Genomic DNA, 19,579 nt, shown 5'->3' with positions numbered 1-19,579 from the left:
ATAAGACAGAGCAGGGATCGCCAAAACCATAGATTAAACTGGAGTTTGACTAAGTTATGTGAGAATTCCCTCATTATGGATGCTAAGGAACTTTGGCAACGATACCAAGACTGGTTATATTACCACGAGGGATTAGGACTGTATCTAGATATCAGCCGAATGCGGTTTGATAACACTTTCGTGGAGTCATTACAGTCAAAATTTGAGCAAGCATTTAGGGAAATGGTAGACCTAGAAAAGGGAGCAATTGCCAATCCCGATGAAAATCGCATGGTGGGACATTACTGGTTGCGAAATCCCGATTTAGCACCCAATTCCCAACTGAGAGCAGAAATTGTCAGAACTTTAGAAGAAATCGAAGTTTTTGCAGATCAAGTGCACACTGGAGCCATACATCCTCCTAAAGAAAACCGCTTTACCGATATTATCTCCATTGGAATTGGAGGTTCAGCTTTAGGGCCACAATTTGTTGCAGAAGCACTTGCTCCTGACCTTCCCCCTCTTAACATTCACTTTATCGACAATAGTGACCCTGCAGGAATTGACCGAGTGCTTTCCCGCGTGGGAGATAGGTTAAGTAGCACCCTAGTATTAGTTATTTCTAAGTCTGGTGGTACACCTGAACCTCGCAATGGTATGATAGAGGTGAAACAGGCATACTCCCGTAGAAATTTAGACTTTGCCCAATATGCGATCGCCATTACTAGTACGGGTAGTAATCTGGATAAGGTTGCCAAATCAGAAAACTGGTTAGGAACCTTCCCCATGTATGATTGGGTAGGTGGAAGGACTTCAGAAATGTCCGCTGTGGGTTTAGTTCCAGCAGCATTGCAGGGTATTAATATTCGTGCTATGCTAGATGGTGCTAAACAGATGGATGATGCTACTCGCATTGCCAACATTAAAAATAATCCAGCAGCTTTATTAGCTTTGTCCTGGTATTTTTCTGGTAATGGTAAAGGTGAAAAGGACATGGTTGTCTTACCCTATAAAGACAGCTTGTTATTATTTAGCCGTTACTTACAGCAATTGGTAATGGAGTCTTTAGGCAAAGAGAAAGACCTAGATGGCAAGACTGTATATCAAGGTATTGCTGTGTATGGCAACAAAGGTTCAACAGACCAGCATGCTTATGTACAACAGTTAAGAGAAGGAGTGCCTAATTTTTTTGCCACCTTAATTGAGGTGTTGGAAGATCGTCAAGGTGCATCTTCGGAAATTGATCCTGGTGTAACTGCTGGTGATTACCTATCTGGGTTTTTATTAGGAACCCGTCAAGCACTTTATGAGAATCATCGGGATTCCATTACTGTGACAATTCCCCAGGTTAATGCTCAAACAGTAGGGGCATTAATTGCATTGTATGAGAGAGCTGTGGGTTTATATGCTAGTTTGGTAAATGTTAATGCTTATCATCAACCAGGCGTAGAAGCAGGGAAAAAAGCAGCAGCAGTAATACTGGACTTACAGAATAAGGTAATCAAGGTATTACAATCAGAAAAGAAAGGACTAACCATTGGGGAGATCGCTGATAAAGCGGGTGCTAGTGAGCAAGTAGAACCCATTTACAAAATTCTCCGTCATCTTCATGCTAATAATCGAGGTGTGGTTTTGACAGGTGACTTGAGTAAACCGGGAACTTTAACTGTTTCTTTGACTTAAAGACGGTCTTGAATCCCCGATATCTTAAAGACATCGGGGATTTGGGATAAAAGCGGTGTTGATGGAGATTAAACAGTTTCTAACCGCTAAATAGTGAGAAAGTGCAAATGCTCCCCAGGTTGAGCGGTAAAAGTTTCTAAACTACCTTGTAATTGAATTTTCCCTTGTTCTAATAAGACAATCCAATCAGCGCGGTGCATCACGCTGGGACGATGGGTAATTAAAATTGTGGTTTTTCCCTTGCGAAATGCCAATAGTCGGTCTAGAACATGGGTTTCGCTGACAGGGTCTAATCCAGCAGTAGCTTCATCTAATATGAGAACCGGAGGGTTATTGAGTATTCCTCGAGCGATCGCCAATCGTTGTCTTTGTCCACCGGAAAGATTAGCTCCAAACTCTCCCAAAACGGTTTGATACTTATGAGGTAGTTGACTGATAAAACCGTCAGCATCAGCAATTTCACAAGCTTGAACTATCTGATCAAAAGAAAGATTAGGTATACCCAATCTAAAGTTTTCTAAAATTGAACGACTCCAGAAATGGGGTTCTTGAGGTACATAAACTACCTGTTGGCGTAAACAATCAAGGGCGAGATCATGAATATTAAAAACTCCAATTCGGATGTTTCCTGAACTGGGTTGATATAACCCAGCTAAAAGTTTTGCCAGGGTACTTTTACCACAACCTGATTTACCAATGACAGCAATAATCTTACCACCGGGAAGTTTGAGAGAAAAATCATCTAATAGATCTACCCTTCCCAGATGGTGAAATGTCAAGTGAGAAAAAAAAATATCCGCATCACCAGCAATTTGAGCAATTGGTTTTTGTCCACCGCCCACTACTTCTGGCGTAGCATCAATTACTTCTAATAATCGGGAGATTGCGGTTTGTGAACGAAAATATTCATCCACCAGTCCCACCAGAAATACAATTAAAGCCAAAACATTAATTTGTAGGGTATTAAACGCCAGCATTTGTCCAATACTCAATTGATGGTTAATCACCAATATACTGCCCAAACCTAATAAAATAACACCACCTAAACTAGAAAGAAGTTTGGCGATAGTGCTATTAATAATATCCAGTTGAATGGTGCTAAAATTCAGATTGGCGAATCGACCAAAACGACTTTGGAACTCATCCCAAAATTGGGGTGCAGCATTGGTTGTTTTTACAACCTGAGCTCCTTTAAAGGTTTCCACTAATACTCCTTGATTTTCTGCTCCTAAAACCAAGAGACTACGAGTTTTTTGTTGCAGTATGGGCAAAAATGGTAGAGCAACCACAGTCATAACAGCGGCGAAAATTATAACTGCTATGGTTAATTGCCAGCTATAAAATAGCATTAGTCCTAAGGAAATAAGTGCCACAAAAAATTGGCTAGGCAAAAGAATGACAAGTTGAGAAACCAACTGATTAATTTCGTTAATATCACTCAAGCGACTGGTAATTTCACCACTACGACGGGACTCATAATAAGTTAAAGGCAATTGCAACAATTTACGACCAAAATCCAAGACCAATCCCAATTGTAATCTTTGCCCAAAATGGGCAATCATAGTAGATTGTATTAGTTGTAAACTGCTACTAAATATGGTCATCACGACCACAGCACACACTACTACTGAGAGTAGTTGTAGGTCACCCCTGACTAAAACATCATCGGTTAATAATTGAATGAGAACTGGAGTTCCTAAAGCTAACACACCCAGAATAATATTGATAATAATAACTTGTGCTAGTAGTCCACGATAGGGTAGAATCCTCAAGAAAAAGCGTAACAAACCACCATGAGGTTGCTCTTGAGATTGGCTAGAAAACTGTTCTGGGTCAGGTTCTAATAATAGAGTTACTCCATTCCAAGCTGCTAATAATTCTTGGCGTTCAATATAGCGAATACCTACAGCTGGATCAGCAATGACATATTTTTTGCCCCTAGTACCATAGAGAATGACCCAATGATGACCTCGCCAATGAATAATAGCTGGTAAGGGAATTTCTGTGATTGTGTCTAAAATTTGCGGTGCTGCTTTAACCGCTCTGGAATTGAATCCTAAACTATCCGATCCACGTTTTAAGCCCAATAATGTTGTTCCTAATTGTCCCGTTCCTACTGCTTCTCGACTTTTATTAATGGTGAGAAATCTCCCGTAATATTTGCAGATGGAAGCTAGACAAGCTGCTCCGCAGTCTTCTTCACTTGCTTGTAAAACACATTCGTATTTTTTTCTAGGTTGGAATGGATTAAACATCATATTTGAGTGTGGGACTTATTAATGAGTAATACTTGACAAAGTATGGAAATCGAGATAAATTATTCCCCATCCCTAATTACTAATTAGTCTAGCTTTGCGGAGGATAAATTGCATCACATTTTCTTGGCGGGAAATAATATCAGCACCTCCTTCCATCCCTGGTTGTAGATAACATTTATTTTGTCCTTTACCAAGGTATAATGTTTCTGGTTGCATAGTGACTTCGTATCCATTTATGCCATTACTATTGGTTATATTATTGTTTATATTGTTAGTTATAATATTACCAGGCAAAACATCTGGAGAAATATTTTTAACCCTACCCCTGAGAGTGCCATAATCTGGATAAGGACAAGCAGAAACTCGCATTTGAATTTTCTGTCCCACTTGTACTTTATTAATTTCCTGACTCGGTATATAAGCCTTAATTTCTAACGGAACATTGAGCGGAGCAATTTGGGCGATCGCTTGACCAGATTGAACCACTTGTCCAAGATTACGAAGTTTCAATTGTAGCAGTGTTCCAGTAATAGGTGCACGAATTACAGTTTTTTGTAAGTTAATTTCTGTTTGCAGCAAATCCTGACGGTAACGAGTTAGTTGTTTTTGTATTTCTAGCCTTTGTTGTAATAAGTTGCCCAGTTCTTTATTTAAAGCTGCAATAGTCATTTCTCCCCTCACTTGTTCCTGTTTTATGCGTTGTGATGCAATAATCACAGCCGAATTACTGGGATTCATAGTTGTTCTGGCTTTATATAGATTTGTTTGGGCAGTTTTGAAAGCCTGTTGTTTATCATCCCACAGACTTTGGGCATTATTCTTGGCACTTTCTAATTTCGCTCGCGCAGATTTTATTGCCTGTTGTTTTTCTTCTAGAAGACTCGCAGGAATAGCACCAGAACTGGCGATCGCTTGTAGTCTATTTCTTTGAATTATAGCGAGGTTTAAAGCAGTTTCTGCTTCTTGGATGGTAGATTTGAGAATTCCCTGTTTTTCTAGTCGTTGTAGTTGGGATTTGGCAAATTGAAAAGCAATTTCTGCTTGCAATAATTCTGCATTTCCCTTAATCCGTTGATCATCAAAATTACGTTGAGTTCCCATAAATTCCGATTGTGCAGCAAAAATTGTCTGCTCATTTAAATTAGTCTGATCTAGAATTTGGTTACGAATTTCATTGAGCTGAGAGTCAATTTCTAGCAGTTGTAATTGGGATTTTTGAATGCTGTCTTCTAATTGTTTCTTTTGGGTTTGTAATTGAGAATCATCAACAAAAGCCATGCTATCTCCTTGACGAACTACTTGATGATTTTGCACTAAAATTCTTTGCACTTCCCCAGAAATAGCTGACTCAACTAATTTGATTTCTCCCACCGGTCTAATAGTACCACTTACTTTAACGGTTGTTTTATAAGTCAGTATAGTTGTTAGAGCTATCCCGACCAAAAAAATAGTCAACATTATCCCCGCACCAATACTAGTCAATCTATGAATTTGAGGGAGAAACTCATTCACTTCAACCGGGTGCAAATGTTCAAAATTTGGATCATCATATCCATTCTCAATACCAGATTGAGAATCTCTTTGATATTGGTATAAAAATTTCACAGTATTTTATGGCAATAATTTACAAATACGCGCCAATACTCAGTAACGTTTAGCAATAGCCATAGATATTTATTGACCAAAGGTCATCTTTGTTAACTCTTATGATTTCCATCTAATAATATAAACATAAGCACTATTGCTCAGGAATTCATAAATCCGGGGATAGACTTTAGAAAGCGAAAGGGAGGAAATGGAGATTCTATTGGTTAGAGAAGTACCTCACTTGTTTGAGATCTGGAGTTTAGACTAAAGAAGTTGGGTTGAGGAATTCCCTAATATTTGATAATAACTGTATATCTCAAGATTATATTCTCCGGTTTAGAATCCATGTTTCCATTGTGGCTGAAAATTGCGATCGCTGCTGGTTGGGTCTTTTTGATCATATTAATTGCTTGGTTAGTCAGTCGGTTTACTCCTAGTCAACCGGAAATCATCCGTAAAATTGTGCATATTGGTAGTGGTAATGTAATTTTATTAGCTTGGTGGTTCCATATTCCTGCTTACGTGGGAATTAGTGCGGCAATTTTAGCTGGTCTAATTAGCGTCATATCATATTTTGTGCCAATTTTGCCTGGAATTAATAGTGTGGGGAGACAAAGTTTAGGCACTTTTTTTTATGCTGTGAGTATTGGAATTTTGGTTGGATATTTCTGGTATTTAAAAAAACCTGAATATGCAGCTTTAGGTATTTTAATTATGACCTGGGGTGATGGACTAGCAGCACTAATTGGGCAAAGATTTGGTAAGCACAAGTATTACCTCTTTGGCGCGAATAAAAGTTGGGAAGGTTCTTTAACCATGACAGTGGTCAGTTACTTAGTAAGTGTAATTATTTTGTTAGCAACACGGGGAAGTAGTTGGCAAATATGGTTAGTATCAGCGCTAGTATCTATCACTGCCACATTGTTAGAATCCGTTTCCTTTTTGGGGATTGATAATTTAACGGTTCCCATTGGTAGTGCTATTTTGGCCTATGGTTTGACCAGTCAATGATTATGATTTTAACGATATGGTTTTCTCCTTTGGGTGAGGAACAGTTCATTTTCCTGGCTGAAATATCTGAAAAAACCTCTTGACAAATGTCCAACAATCTGGTGATAATGATTGTTTGTGAAAACTTTACTTTTAATATAATCTCTTGGCTAACGTCATTGTCATAGGTGCTCAGTGGGGCGATGAAGGAAAAGGTAAAATAACCGACCTACTCAGCCGCTCTGCAGATGTGGTGGTACGTTACCAGGGGGGAGTTAATGCCGGTCATACAATAGTGGTGAACGGTCAAACATTTAAGTTGCACTTAATTCCCTCTGGTATATTGTATCCAGATACCGAGTGTATTATCGGCTGTGGGACAGTGATTGATCCACAGGTGTTAATAGGAGAACTCGACAAACTAGAAAAATTAAATATTTCCACGGACAATTTGCGCATATCCCAGACTGCTCACGTTACTATGCCCTATCATAGATTGATTGATCGGGCCTCGGAGGAGCAGAGGGGAAGTCATAAAATTGGCACCACCGGAAGAGGTATTGGTCCAACCTACGCGGATAAGTCAGAACGAACTGGGATCAGAGTTTTAGATCTGATGGATGCTGACGGGTTACGAGAACAGTTGGAATGGACAATAAACTATAAAAACGCAATTTTAGAGAAGTTGTATAATCTTCCTCCCCTGGATCCAGAACAGGTTTTTCAGGAGTATTTGGGTTATGCCAAAAGATTACGTCCTTTTGTGGTTGACACCTCGGTGAGAATATATGACGCAGTGCAAAAACGACGTAATATTCTGTTTGAAGGTGCTCAGGGCACTCTTCTGGATTTAGATCATGGAACCTATCCCTATGTTACCTCTTCCAATCCTGTAGCTGGAGGAGCTTGTGTGGGTACGGGTGTGGGACCAACAATGATAGATCGGGTAATTGGGGTCTCCAAGGCGTATACTACCAGAGTGGGTGAAGGACCATTCCCCACGGAACTCCAGGGGGAAATTGGTGATTTGTTAGCCAGTCGGGGCGCAGAATTTGGCACGACTACGGGAAGAAAACGTCGCTGTGGTTGGTTTGATGCAGTAATTGGACGTTATGCTGTCCGTATTAATGGCATGGATTGTATGGCTATTACCAAACTAGATGTTCTAGATGAGTTGAAGGAAATCAAGGTTTGTGTAGCTTATGAAATTGATGGTCAAAGGTGTGAACATTTCCCCACTAGTGCCCGTCAGTTCTCCCGTTGTCTTCCCATATATCAAACCTTACCTGGATGGCAAGTTTCTACTACAGAATGCCGTAGATTAGAGGATTTGCCTAAGCAGGCTTTGGAATATCTGAGATTCCTAGCGGAGTTGATGGAAGTTCCGATCGCGATTGTTTCCCTAGGAGCAAGTCGTGATCAGACTATAATTGTGGAGGATCCAATCCACGGCCCAAAACGGGCTTTATTGCAACCCAATGGTACACCAGTTGCAGTTTAGCAGGAACAGTGATTGGTGATTAATTGATAACTAATTGACAAGTTAAAACTAGTATGGCACTGACAGTAGAATCTCAAAAACGTCCAGAAGGCATTAAACCCAAAGCTTTACGCCGTTCTGGTTTAATCCCCGCCAATTTGTATGGACACAACGGTACTGAGTCAATTTCCTTGGCTCTGGAAGCTAAAACAGTTGACCGCTTGCTTAAACAAGCTGCACCTAATAAGACGGAAATTGAACTGAGTATTCCAGATCTTCAATGGACTGGTAAAACTGTTTTGAGGGAAGTTCAAGTTCACCCAGCGAAGGGAACTCCCTATCATTTGAGTTTTTTTGCAGCTAAGAGTTAAGGAGTCTTGAATCCTCGTGCTGCGGGTACGGGGATTCTTGGAAACTAAATGTAACTTCAATGGAAACTACAAGTATTGAAAATTTAGTTGATCAGATGTTACATGCGGAATTTTATCCTCACCCTGTAACCCAACCTATTCAAGTCATTCAAACTCATATCTCTTGGGTAGTTTTGACAGGCAATTATGTCTATAAGCTGAAGAAGTCTGTTAACTTTGGTTTTTTAGATTACTCAACTCTGGATAGGCGCTTACATTTTTGTCAGGAAGAATTACGCTTAAATCAACGTGGTGCCAGTAAGTTATATCTACAAGTTGTACCCATTACCTGGAGTGGTGGAAAATACCATTTGGGGGGAAAGGGTGAAATTGTGGAGTATGCGGTGAAAATGCGTCAATTTCCTGAAGATGCTTTATTTAGTCAGCTACTCTCCCAAGGTAAGTTAAATCAGCTCCATCTACAAGAACTAGGAAGGGTGCTGGCTGACTATCACACTAAATGTCTTACCAATGATTATATCAGTGGTTTTGGTCAAGTAGGGTTAGTGCGGTCAGCTATTGATGAGAATTATATTCAAACATTAAAATATATTCAAAAATATAGTGGTGGACCCCAAACTCAGTCCAGATTTGAAGAAACAAAAGCCTATACAGATAAGTTTTGTCAGCAGTATTCGGAATTATTTGCCAGCAGAATCGCCCACCAACGCATCCGTGAATGTCATGGAGATTTACACTTAGCAAATATTGCTCTGTGGAATGAAGAAATTATCCTTTTTGACTGTATTGAATTTAATGAGACCTTTCGCTTCGTGGATGTTATGTATGATGTGGCATTTACAGTCATGGATCTGGAGACAAAAGGTCGAGAAGATTTAGCAAATACCTTTTTAAATACTTATGTTGAGGAAACCGGAGACTGGGAGGGTTTACAAATACTACCTTTATATTTAACTCGTCAAGCTTATGTCAGAGCTAAAGTAAATTCATTTCTATTAGACGATAAAGCTATAGGGTCAGAAACTAGAGCGATCGCATCCCAAACAGCTGAAAAATATTATCAACAGGCGTGGAAATACACCCAACCCAGACAGGGAGAATTAATATTGATGTGTGGGTTATCTGGTTCTGGTAAAAGTACTACTGGGAGGTATTTAGCTGCTAAACTGGGGGCGGTTCATTTACGTTCTGACGCGGTGCGAAAACATCTGGCGGGTATTTCTCTTAGGGAGCGGGGTAGCAATGAAATATACACTCCAGAAATGACTCAAAAGACCTACAATCGGTTGTTAGTATGGGGAATTACACTGGCTAATCAAGGTTGGTCTGTGATTCTGGATGCTAAATATGATCGTAGGTATTTACGTCAACAGGTAATTGATCAAGCAAATAAACATCAACTACCTGCAAAAATTGTTTACTGTACTGCACCATTAGAGGTGTTAGAGGAACGTATACTACACCGTAGTAATGATATTACTGATGCTACTCCCGAATTATTAGCAAGTCAAGTTGAGCAATACGAAGTATTTACGGAGGAGGAACTACCATACATTATGGTAGTAGATACTACTCAACCTTTGGCTCAACAGATTAGTGGTAAATTTAGATAAGTTAAAGCTAGATGAGAGTGATGAAATTATGGCATCCAACAAAAATATCCTCAGCGAAATACTATCCACATCACCCAACTTTTTTTCTCAATTCGTGTTTGGGTTTTTATTAGCTGCGATTTCCAGGTTTGCGGGAGCTTCTTTAATTCTATGCGTATTTTTGGGAATTGTGGGTGGTTTAGCTTTAGGTTGGTTCACTATTGCTAACGAGAATAACGAAACAATTCCCAATGTTGCTGCTAATGATGGTATTGATGCTGCGCTGAAATACTGTTTAGTTTTCATGTTTAGTTTTTTGTTTATAGGTTATTCTGCTCCTATTAGTATTTTGTTTGGTTGTCTAGCTGGTTTAGGTGGAGGTTGGATTATTGCTTGGTGGAGAAGCAAGGAATTAACCGTCACTCAAATTCAAGATGATTTAGTAGAGGATGATGATCTTGAACAATCAGATACTAGAGTTACTAAGCGGAAAAAAAGATTACCTGTTCGTCGGTTACGTCGTCCTCCCGGAAGTTTCAATTTTCGATTTTGGGAAAAATAGGTAACTTTTTGCCCAACCTTTGTTAAACCACAATATGCCAACTATGTTTTTATATCTTTCTAAACTACTACCGCTGTTTTTTTATCCTTTGGGGTTAGCTAGTATAAGTTTAGTTATTGCCCTGATCACCCTATGGAAACGTCCTAAAATTGCAGCGGGTTGGATTGGGATATCCTTAGCTATACTAATCATATCTGGTAATGGGTGGGTATCTAAAAGTTTGGTTGCATCCCTGGAATGGCAAAACATCCCCCTGGAAAAAATACCCCAAGCTGAAGCGATTGTGGTTCTGGGTGGTGCTACCAAACCAGCTGCTTGGCCTCGTTCCACAGTAGACTTGAACGAGTCCGGAGACAGGGTAATCTATGCTGCTCAACTCTATGGACAAAAAAAAGCACCTTTGATTATTTTAAGTGGTGGACGTATTGATTGGCGTGGTGGTGGAACACCAGAATCAGCGGATATGGCTACTATTCTCATATCTCTAGGTATTCCTCCAGAAGTAATTATTGAGGAACCAAATTCCTTGAATACTTACGAAAACGCCGTCAATGTCAAGAAAATCCTGGAAAGTCGGGGAATCAAAAAAGTGTTATTGGTAACCTCAGCCATGCACACACCCCGGTCTCTGAAAATTTTTCAACGTCAGGGTGTGGAAGTAATTCCCGCTCCCACGGATTTTATTGTCAGTCGGAGTGACCTAGAAGAACTAATTGCTACTCCTAAGTCCACCATATTAAATTTGTTCCCCAGTGCTGACAATTTAAATGATTTTACCAACGCTTTAAAAGAATATATTGGTTACTTAGTCTATGCTCTGCGTGGTTGGTTATAGAATTACTGGTGGATTGACGCTCCCACAATAAACTCCGCATTGCGTAAGGATGAGGTTTTCTGTTATCATCTATTTTATGGCGTGTAACAGTTGAGGTTTAATGACTGATTATTTCCCAAGCAATTTACCGTTAAAATCAATTCCACACAGCAAAAAGACAGTAAACACCCCAATGGTGGAAACTGGAGATAGCAGTGGAAAATTAGCCTTCACCATAGCACAAGCAGCATCAGAACGTAAAGCAGGCGAAATTTTACTGCTCAAAGTAACAGATGTCTCCTACCTGTCCGATTATTTTCTGGTGATGACTGGTTATTCCAGGGTCCAGGTTAGGGCCATCTCCTCTGCTATAGAAGAAAAGGTGCAAACGGAATTACAACGTCGTCCTTTGCGCACAGAAGGAAAAGGGGAAGGTAGTTGGGTGTTACAAGACTATGGGGATGTGATTGTTCACATTATGATGCCCAAGGAACGAGAATTTTATAATTTGGAAGCGTTCTGGAGTCATGCAGAGCATATTCCTTTAGAAAACCCTAAAGACCTTGAGGATGATCCAAATGATAAGATCTTCGGTTGATAATTGTCCAGTTCCCATTGAACAGCAACCGCTCCACGAGTACGAGGAATTAAAAAATTCCTGGTTTTTTGGGGAGAGTACCCTAGGTTCGCGTGGTTACCTGACCAGAATTTTATGGATTTGGGGTTGGTCTTGGTTGATAGCTGGTCCGGTTTCAGCTTCTAGTTTCCCTGTAGAAAAGCATATATTTCATTTTATCCTTTGTGGTACTGCTATTGCTAGTCTAGTGGTGGTTCTGGTACTAATCAGGTTGTATCTAGGTTGGTTCTATATAAAAGACCGCCTTTACAGTGCCACGGTCTTATATGAGGAATCTGGCTGGTATGATGGACAAATATGGCATAAGCCACGGGAAATTATTGATCGAGATCGTTTAATTGTGGCTTATGAAATTAAACCCATTTTGGGACGCTTACAGATGACCTTTGGCGTGGTGGCTATTTTATATTTCACTGGCATTTTGGTCTGGAACCTGTTCTAGTTACCAAATCCGGGGAAGTAATTCTCCCCCGTGACTGATCACAATTACAATTTAGACCCACACTGGGAACAAAAATTATGAGTGGAAGAGTTTTTGGTCCCACAATGGTTACAATACGTTGATTCTACTACTGTGGTTGGTCCTGGTTTGGGTAACCCGAACATTTGGGCATTGCTCTTACCAGGTGCTACCATGGGATAGCAGTTTTCGTCTTTAGTGACATGAACGTTAACCACTACTGGACCCTTATGCTCTAACATTTCTGCTACTTTTTGTGATAACTCTTCTTGTTTAGTAATCACCATGCCCTTAATGCCATAAGCTTGCGCTAAAAGCTCAATATCAGGCATTCCTACTTCCATATTAGAACAGGAGTACCTCTCACCATAGAAGGCCTCTTGCCATTGTCTTACCATTCCTTGCCAACCGTTATTTAAAATTACGGTCTTGACATTTATGCCATATTGTGCTAAGGTTCCCAGTTCTTGTAAACACATTTGGAAACTGGCATCACCACTAATACAAATGACCTCTTCTTCAGGAAAGGCTACTTTGGCTCCCATAGCTGCGGGTACGCCAAAACCCATGGTGCCTAAACCCGCACTAGAAATCCACCGTCTTGGTCCATTTTTGAGGAATTGGGCAGCCCACATTTGATGTTGTCCCACATCGGTGGTGTAAATGGCGTTGGGAGCTTGTTTGCCAATTTCCACTATTACTTCTTGGGGGGAAATGCTATCAGGGTAGTGGGGAACAATGAGAGGGTAATCTTGTTTCCAACGACCAATTAGGTTTAGCCATTCCTGATTGCGATTATGGTGATTGTGATGATTGTTATGACATCGCCTCAATAGGTCTTCTAAGACGTTTTTCACATCCCCAACTATGGGAACTTCCGGAACTCGGTTTTTGCCCACTTCCGCTGGGTCAATATCAATGTGAATTACTTTCGCATGGGAAGCAAATTCATCTAGTTTTCCTGTTACTCTATCATCAAATCTTGCCCCTACACAAATTAGTAGGTCACAGTCTGTTACGGCAAAATTAGCGTATGCAGTTCCGTGCATACCTAACATTCCCAAGGACAGGGGATGATGTTCGTCAAATGCACCAATTCCCATCAGGGTGGTGGTGACTGGGATATTGAATAATTCCGCCAGTTCTTTGATTTCTTTATGGGATCCAGAGGCGATCGCTCCTCCACCGACATACAAGAGTGGTTTGCGACTTTCTGTGATTAGTTGAATAGCGGCATTAATTTGTCTAGGATTGCCCTTAACTGTGGGGCGATATCCCGGTAATTTAACCGAACCTGGTTCCACTGGGGTATAGTCAAATTTTTCCAGGGCTACATCCTTGGGAACGTCTATGAGAACTGGTCCAGGTCTACCCGTACTAGCTAGATGAAAGGCTTCAGCCACAATTCTGGCCATGTCCTTGGGATCCCGCACCACGTAAGAGTGTTTGACTATGGGCAAGGTAATACCATAAATATCTGTCTCTTGGAAAGCATCAGTACCAATAGCGGGTCTGGGTACTTGTCCAGTGACAATTATCATGGGTATGGAGTCCATGTAGGCGGTGGCAATACCTGTTACTAAGTTGGTAGCTCCCGGTCCGGAAGTACCAAAACATACCCCCACCTTGCCCGTTGCACGGGCATAACCATCCGCAGCATGGGAAGCACCTTGTTCATGACGAACTAGAATGTGTTTAATACTACCTGTTTCTTCTACTTTATACAGGTCATCATAAATAGGAAGTATAGCTCCTCCGGGATAACCAAAAATATACTCCACTCCATGACGGAGTAGACTATCCAACAGAGCAAAACCACCGGTTGCTCTTATGGGTTGGGTCCAGGAGTGGGAGATAGGAGCAGACTTGCGTTTTTCAGACTGTGAGGAATTGATTTGAGAAGGCGATCGCACGATTAACCTCAAAATATAACTAAAATTAAGCCTGGATTTTGTATTTAGGATACCATTTTAATTGAAAAACCGACACTTTATTTATTCTCTAGTATTTTGCCAGGTCCACAGGCCAATTATAGCCACAGTGAGACTCATGCCAAACAGAAATAAAGATAAACCCAGAGCATTCACCAGTTTAGTAGTAATTAGTAGGGGGAAGGAAAGGGCAATATTCACGGCGTGATTTTGAAAGCCAAATACCTTCCCGTGCATGGATGGGGGAGTATATTGTTGAATTAGGGTTTGCATGGGCACGTTAACCAGGGATGCTCCTAGACCCAGGAAAACACATAGAAATAAACCCCAGGGAAGGTTATAGGTGAAAATAAACATTCCCAGTGCCAATGCCATAAATATAAACCCAATTAGGGGTAAGGGTTGACGATCTAGCTGTTGACTAAAATGCCCAATTATTGCTGCGCCCAGAACCATACCTACACCAGCTGCAGCTACGAAAAAGCTAAAATCTGTTTGTTCTAATTTTAGTCTGTTTGCTAGTCTAATGGATAATTCCAGTAAAGATGCAAAAACGCAGTATAGAGCTACAATTTGAATCATAGCATTCCATACCAAGCGGTTTGTCCTGAGATATTGCCAACCCTGTAAAAATTCTGCCACCGGGTTGACTACAGAAGTGTGACGCTGTTCTCGAAACTGGATGGGTAGCATAATAGCAGCAGATAGCAAGTATAATAAACCCACCAGTAGTTCTTTACCAAAATCAATACCAATATGTTCCGCCTCATTTAAAATAGTAGAGCCTAAGGCGTAACCCACTATTAGTGCACCCATCATGGTACTACTAAATAGAGCATTAGCTGCCATCAAGTTCTCTTTTTTGACCATAAGAGGTATGGTAGCTTGTTCCGCTGGGGCAAAAAATTGAGTAACCGAGGAAATACCAAAATTCAGTGCTAATAGAATCCCCAGCTGTCGAGGTAAGAACGCTATACTCAGTGTTAATACACCGCGAATGACATCGGAACCAATCATAATTAACTTCTTGGGCATTCTGTCAACAATTACACCACCAACCGAACCAAAGAATATTGCTGGTAGGGTAAATGCCATATACAGATAAAACCTTCCAGTCCCCGATGATAAATGGGGAGGTAAGTATTTTTTCTCCAATAAATCAATCATTAGTATTAATAATACCTTATCAGCTAACTGGGATATTAGTTGACCAATCCACAGCAGCATAAAATTGCGGTTTTTGACCAGGGCACTAAAGCCTTGATTAATTGCAGTAGGTTCCGTGGGAAACATGAGAATTGTTTGATTGGTGATTGGCGAAAATCAAGACCCAAGGTTTAACCTCCATGGTCGGTTTACTCATAACTCACTATCATAACTTTTTAGCAGCAAATGTAAAAATTCCGTTGCACTCAGGTAGGTTGGACACCCGAAAAACCCTGTGGATAGGTTTTGCCAATAACCTTGCACTTTTCCCGGTGATCCCCACATTGACAAGTGTTCCACTGGTGGATCTGCATAGAAATTATCTTGCTTACTACCCAGAATAGCAGAACTCCAATGGGTAAAATAATCATGACTCAGACGATGAATGGGGAAATTACCACCTACCGGAACCCCCCACCCATCTATAGCTATCAACGCTTTTACATTTCCACCCCGCATTTGCCATTTGATAGCAGCACCCATCGCTCCCACCACACCCGCACTAAACCCAATGAATATCACCGGTAATTCTAACCTATTCCCCAGGCGATCGCCCAGAAACAGTAAAATATGAAATGTTGATAAGGTTAAAATTCCCTCCTCGGGAAATACTAACATGTTATCCATCTGTAGATTGTTGAGATTATTTTCCCCTACAGACCATAAATCCTCGATGAATCTTTGAGTTAATTCCCGCTGATGAATTCCAGGACAGATTACAATTTGCATAACTTCACCCCTCGTCTCCAGTTTTTTGAGAGTATGTATATTTTTATGTGCAACAGTATCCTATCCCCTGGGATAGGATAATAATGGTTGGGGATATAAGTATAGATTGTGATCTTTGGCTTTGATGATTTTTAAAATTGACATCAAAAGTCCCAAGATGATTCCACTAAAATATTGAGGTAATTATTGTGGTTGTAACACCAGAAAAACTACAACATACTCACGACCATCTACCAAACCATGACTCCATAGCGGTATTACTAATGGGTTATGGTGAAGTGGAGAGTTATGAGGATTTTGCTAATTATAATGAACAGGCTTTAAATCTGCTCACTGCCAAATTTGCACCCGTCCCCACTTGGATCTATCCTCCCCTAGCTAAACTTTTGGCATTATTTGACCGTCATGAATGGGGACATACCCATCATGATTTTATTTCTCCTCACAACGCTATTTTTGAAAAGCAGCGAGCAGGGATTGAACACGAATTACAACATAAGTGGGGTAATAAGGTTCAAGTTTTCAAAGCTTTTAACTTTTGCGCTCCCTTTTTGCCTGGACAAGTTTTAGCTGAGATTAAAAATCAAGGCTTTGAAAAAATCTTAATCTATCCCTTATTGGTAGTAGACTCTATTTTTACCAGTGGTATAGCCATTGAACAAGTTAATAACGCTTTAGCAGAATTATCGGATGGAGAACAACATTGGCTCAAGGGAACGCGTTATATTCCGTCATTTTACAATGAGCCAGAATATATAAGTTTAATGGCAAGACTAGTAGAGGAAAAAGTTAGTAGTGATTTGGCGACTAATTATTTACCTTCCCAAATTGGCATTGTACTGCTCAATCATGGTTGTCCACACAAAGCCAAAGGATTCACATCAGGAATTGATGAAAGTCAAATTCTCTATGAGTTAGTCAGGGAGAAATTAATTCACCGTTATCCCTTAATTTCTGTGGGTTGGTTAAACCACGACACACCTCTAATTGAATGGACTCAACCCAATGCTACTCAAGCTGCCAAAAATTTAATTCAATTGGGTGCTAAAGTGATCATATTTATGCCCATTGGTTTTGCCACAGAAAATCATGAAACTCTGTTGGATGTACACCATATAATTCATGATTTGGAGAAACAGTATTCTGGTCTAGACTATGTGCAAATGCCTTGTGTTAATGACCACCCACAATTCTTAAAAATGGCTGCCGGTTGGGCTAACACCCAGATTAGCGAGTTGATGAAGGAAGCAGGACAGGAAGTAAATCTTCAATTGTCCACCCATCATCACCATCACCACTAAGTTGAAACTCGGGGAGATAGGGGATTTGAAAATGCCAGGAACCAGACTTGAACTGGTGACACGAGGATTTTCAGTCCTCTGCTCTACCGACTGAGCTATCCCGGCTAGGTTTGTTTATTGCTCACATTAGATAACCATAACAAAGTTATAGTTATTTGTCAAGGGGGTTTCAAAGAAATTTTTTCATAAGAAAATTGTTGTATAATACCCATAAAATAGCGATCGCCATCTATCTCCTATTACATCCCCACGGAATTTTTTTCAGGGGGAGTTGACTATTGTCTCTTGGACATAATACTCTGACAATGGAAATTTGTGTCTTATATTTAATTCCACTCACTAGTATTTGATATTCACGAGCGATCGCTCTTCCTTGTAGGGAAATTATTTGTAGAATGGGTTACCCATAATGACTCACTACAAAACCAGTCGGTTTTCAACCGACTTAGGCTTTGAGACAATGAATTCCCTGTCTCCCCCACAGACAGTCTCCAGGTAAGGGTTAATTCAACCAATTATGGTTAATCCCGTAGAGATCACTTCGCAATCGCGTTTACATATATCCTGTGGGTTTGTTGGGTTTCGTTCCTCAACCCAACCTACGTGAATCTTATATTTAATTCCACATCCCGCTGGTGTTTCAACACTACTAATATTTCATATCTCCCGCGAGCGATCGCTCTTCCTTGTAGGGAAATTATTTATGGAAATCTATATCCTGCTGGTATTTGTAACACTACTAATATTTGATATTACCCCCCTTCGGGAAAGAGCGATCGCTATTCCACTCACTAGTATTTGATATTCGGGAGCGATCGCTCTTCCTTGTAGGGAAATTATTTGTAGAATGGGTTACCCATAATGACTCACTACAAAACCAGTCGGTTTTCAACCGACTTAGGCTTTGAGACAATGAATTCCCTGTCTCCCCCACAGACAGTCTCCAGGTAAGGGTTAATTCAACCAATTATGGTTAATCCCGTAGAGATCACTTCGCAATCGCGTTTACATATATCCTGTGGGTTTGTTGGGTTTCGTTCCTCAACCCAACCTACGTGAATCTTATATTTAATTCCACATCCCGCTGGTGTTTCAACACTACTAATATTTCATATCTCCCGCGAGCGATCGCTATTCCTTCTATCTCGTAGCAGAATTTTTCCCATCTTTAGTAATTACACCGAAAATCTCATAAAATAGCGATCGCCATTAATTTCAAGTGAGGAATCTAGGCGCCGATTTTTTTCTCTATGGGGGGGGTTGACTATTGTCTCTTGAACCTGATACTCTAATAATGGAAATCTGTGCACTTTTTTTTCAGATGCTTACACTCCATTATACTCAACCTTCATAATACCACATTTTTATCCCTTCGACCACAAAAAAACTTATCTCAACCCCCTATAAATATAATTTTTTCTTATTGTTTATCTTTATATATATGAATTTAGGTGTTAATACAATTATGCAACCGTCTTTTAGCGTTATTAACAATGAGCTTACAATCCCATATAGTTTGGTCACGTTTGGTAAATTTCCTGTTGTGTTTTCTCCACTCAACAATAATGGAACTCTATATCCCGCTGGTGTTTCAACACTACTAATATTTGATATCTCCCCTTCACGAAAAAGCGATCGCTATTCCTTGCAGGGAGGCACAATTATTTGTAGAAATGGGCTGGGGGTGTTGGGTTTCATACTTCAACCCAACCTACGTTGATCTTATATTTAATTCCACTCACCCACTTACAGGATTTTCCCCATCTTTGGTAGTCCCATAAAATAGCGATCGCAATTAATTTCAAGTTAGGAATCTAGGCGCCGATTTTTTTCTCCATGGGGGGAGTTGACTATTGACCCTTGAACCTGATACTCTGATAATGGAAATCCGTGCACTTTTTTCGCGAATGCTTACACTCCATTATACTCAACCCTCATAATACCACATTTCTACCCCTTCGACCATAAAAAAACTTATCTCATATATATGAATTTAGGT

15 protein-coding genes and 1 tRNA gene are annotated in these 19,579 nt (G+C 40.3%); 10 read left to right on the top strand and 6 right to left on the bottom strand.

The window, feature by feature from the left end; genetic code table 11:
- Positions 1-75 precede the first annotated feature (75 nt).
- A complete protein-coding gene (locus C6N34_RS12435; RefSeq protein WP_071242417.1) occupies positions 76-1,662 on the top strand; it encodes a glucose-6-phosphate isomerase in 1,587 nt (528 codons plus the stop codon).
- Between the two features lie 86 nt (positions 1,663-1,748).
- On the opposite strand, the gene C6N34_RS12430 is transcribed toward C6N34_RS12435, so the two are convergent.
- Positions 1,749-3,917: a peptidase domain-containing ABC transporter gene (locus C6N34_RS12430; protein ID WP_115538660.1), complete on the bottom strand. Its 2,169-nt coding sequence runs from the start codon at positions 3,915-3,917 to the stop codon at positions 1,749-1,751.
- A gap of 75 nt (positions 3,918-3,992) precedes the next feature.
- Complete coding sequence (locus tag C6N34_RS12425) at positions 3,993-5,525, bottom strand: HlyD family secretion protein (RefSeq protein ID WP_115538659.1); 1,533 nt, start codon at positions 5,523-5,525, stop codon at positions 3,993-3,995.
- 327 nt (positions 5,526-5,852) lie between these two features.
- Here C6N34_RS12425 and C6N34_RS12420 point away from each other — a divergent pair, with 327 nt between their 5' ends.
- From C6N34_RS12420 to C6N34_RS12385, 8 genes are all read left to right on the top strand, one after another.
- A complete protein-coding gene (locus C6N34_RS12420; protein WP_115538658.1) occupies positions 5,853-6,518 on the top strand; it encodes a diacylglycerol/polyprenol kinase family protein in 666 nt (221 codons plus the stop codon).
- A 145-nt stretch (positions 6,519-6,663) separates the two neighbouring features.
- The gene (locus C6N34_RS12415; RefSeq protein ID WP_115538657.1) at positions 6,664-7,998 is read left to right on the top strand and encodes an adenylosuccinate synthase; all 1,335 of its coding nucleotides are present in this window, start codon (positions 6,664-6,666) and stop codon (positions 7,996-7,998) included.
- Positions 7,999-8,051: 53 nt separating this feature from the next.
- Entirely contained in the window at positions 8,052-8,348 is a 297-nt protein-coding gene (gene rplY, locus C6N34_RS12410) for a 50S ribosomal protein L25 (protein WP_009342714.1), read from the top strand.
- A 59-nt stretch (positions 8,349-8,407) separates the two neighbouring features.
- Positions 8,408-9,961 carry a bifunctional aminoglycoside phosphotransferase/ATP-binding protein gene (locus C6N34_RS12405; RefSeq protein ID WP_115538656.1) on the top strand — a complete coding sequence of 518 codons (1,554 nt, stop codon included), beginning with the start codon at positions 8,408-8,410 and terminating at the stop codon, positions 9,959-9,961.
- 28 nt (positions 9,962-9,989) lie between these two features.
- Complete coding sequence (locus C6N34_RS12400) at positions 9,990-10,502, top strand: hypothetical protein (RefSeq protein WP_040008924.1); 513 nt, start codon at positions 9,990-9,992, stop codon at positions 10,500-10,502.
- 43 nt (positions 10,503-10,545) lie between these two features.
- Entirely contained in the window at positions 10,546-11,337 is a 792-nt protein-coding gene (locus C6N34_RS12395) for a YdcF family protein (RefSeq protein WP_115538739.1), read from the top strand.
- A 100-nt stretch (positions 11,338-11,437) separates the two neighbouring features.
- Positions 11,438-11,914, top strand: a complete 477-nt coding sequence (rsfS, locus tag C6N34_RS12390) for a ribosome silencing factor (RefSeq protein ID WP_057178139.1) — start codon at positions 11,438-11,440, stop codon at positions 11,912-11,914.
- Positions 11,895-12,395 carry a CGLD27 family protein gene (locus C6N34_RS12385; protein WP_057178140.1) on the top strand — a complete coding sequence of 167 codons (501 nt, stop codon included), beginning with the start codon at positions 11,895-11,897 and terminating at the stop codon, positions 12,393-12,395. The genes rsfS and C6N34_RS12385 overlap by 20 nt, the downstream gene beginning before the upstream one ends.
- 44 nt (positions 12,396-12,439) lie before the next feature.
- On the opposite strand, the gene ilvB is transcribed toward C6N34_RS12385, so the two are convergent.
- The 3 genes from ilvB to C6N34_RS12370 form a co-directional block, all read right to left on the bottom strand.
- Positions 12,440-14,326, bottom strand: coding sequence for a biosynthetic-type acetolactate synthase large subunit (gene ilvB, locus C6N34_RS12380; RefSeq protein ID WP_006277133.1), 1,887 nt, complete (start codon positions 14,324-14,326; stop codon positions 12,440-12,442).
- Positions 14,327-14,407: 81 nt separating this feature from the next.
- Positions 14,408-15,637: an MFS transporter gene (locus tag C6N34_RS12375; protein WP_115538655.1), complete on the bottom strand. Its 1,230-nt coding sequence runs from the start codon at positions 15,635-15,637 to the stop codon at positions 14,408-14,410.
- A gap of 66 nt (positions 15,638-15,703) precedes the next feature.
- Positions 15,704-16,279, bottom strand: coding sequence for a hypothetical protein (locus tag C6N34_RS12370; protein WP_115538654.1), 576 nt, complete (start codon positions 16,277-16,279; stop codon positions 15,704-15,706).
- 188 nt (positions 16,280-16,467) lie between these two features.
- Here C6N34_RS12370 and C6N34_RS12365 point away from each other — a divergent pair, with 188 nt between their 5' ends.
- Positions 16,468-17,580 (top strand): ferrochelatase, encoded by a 1,113-nt coding sequence (locus C6N34_RS12365; protein WP_057178143.1) that lies wholly within the window; start codon positions 16,468-16,470, stop codon positions 17,578-17,580.
- A gap of 32 nt (positions 17,581-17,612) precedes the next feature.
- Here the strand turns inward: C6N34_RS12365 and C6N34_RS12360 are convergent.
- Positions 17,613-17,685, bottom strand: a tRNA-Phe gene (locus C6N34_RS12360).
- Between the last annotated feature and the right edge of the window lie 1,894 nt (positions 17,686-19,579).

The organism is Cylindrospermopsis raciborskii Cr2010 (assembly GCF_003367075.2).
GTDB lineage: Bacteria > Cyanobacteriota > Cyanobacteriia > Cyanobacteriales > Nostocaceae > Raphidiopsis > Raphidiopsis raciborskii.
The sequence above is the reverse complement of the archived record's forward strand: the minus strand, read 5'-3'. Positions and strand labels throughout refer to the sequence as shown.

What these genes read in the sequence shown, in the direction of transcription:
- C6N34_RS12370 (WP_115538654.1), bottom strand. Translation starts at nt 16,279, where the DNA reads ATGCAAATTGTAATCTGTCCTGGAATTCATCAGCGGGAATTAACTCAA.
- C6N34_RS12400 (WP_040008924.1), top strand. Translation starts at nt 9,990, where the DNA reads ATGGCATCCAACAAAAATATCCTCAGCGAAATACTATCCACATCACCC.
- C6N34_RS12375 (WP_115538655.1), bottom strand. Translation starts at nt 15,637, where the DNA reads ATGTTTCCCACGGAACCTACTGCAATTAATCAAGGCTTTAGTGCCCTG.
- rplY (WP_009342714.1), top strand. Translation starts at nt 8,052, where the DNA reads ATGGCACTGACAGTAGAATCTCAAAAACGTCCAGAAGGCATTAAACCC.
- C6N34_RS12435 (WP_071242417.1), top strand. Translation starts at nt 76, where the DNA reads ATGGATGCTAAGGAACTTTGGCAACGATACCAAGACTGGTTATATTAC.
- C6N34_RS12385 (WP_057178140.1), top strand. Translation starts at nt 11,895, where the DNA reads ATGATAAGATCTTCGGTTGATAATTGTCCAGTTCCCATTGAACAGCAA.
- C6N34_RS12430 (WP_115538660.1), bottom strand. Translation starts at nt 3,917, where the DNA reads ATGTTTAATCCATTCCAACCTAGAAAAAAATACGAATGTGTTTTACAA.
- C6N34_RS12395 (WP_115538739.1), top strand. Translation starts at nt 10,546, where the DNA reads ATGTTTTTATATCTTTCTAAACTACTACCGCTGTTTTTTTATCCTTTG.
- C6N34_RS12405 (WP_115538656.1), top strand. Translation starts at nt 8,408, where the DNA reads ATGGAAACTACAAGTATTGAAAATTTAGTTGATCAGATGTTACATGCG.
- C6N34_RS12420 (WP_115538658.1), top strand. Translation starts at nt 5,853, where the DNA reads ATGTTTCCATTGTGGCTGAAAATTGCGATCGCTGCTGGTTGGGTCTTT.
- rsfS (WP_057178139.1), top strand. Translation starts at nt 11,438, where the DNA reads ATGACTGATTATTTCCCAAGCAATTTACCGTTAAAATCAATTCCACAC.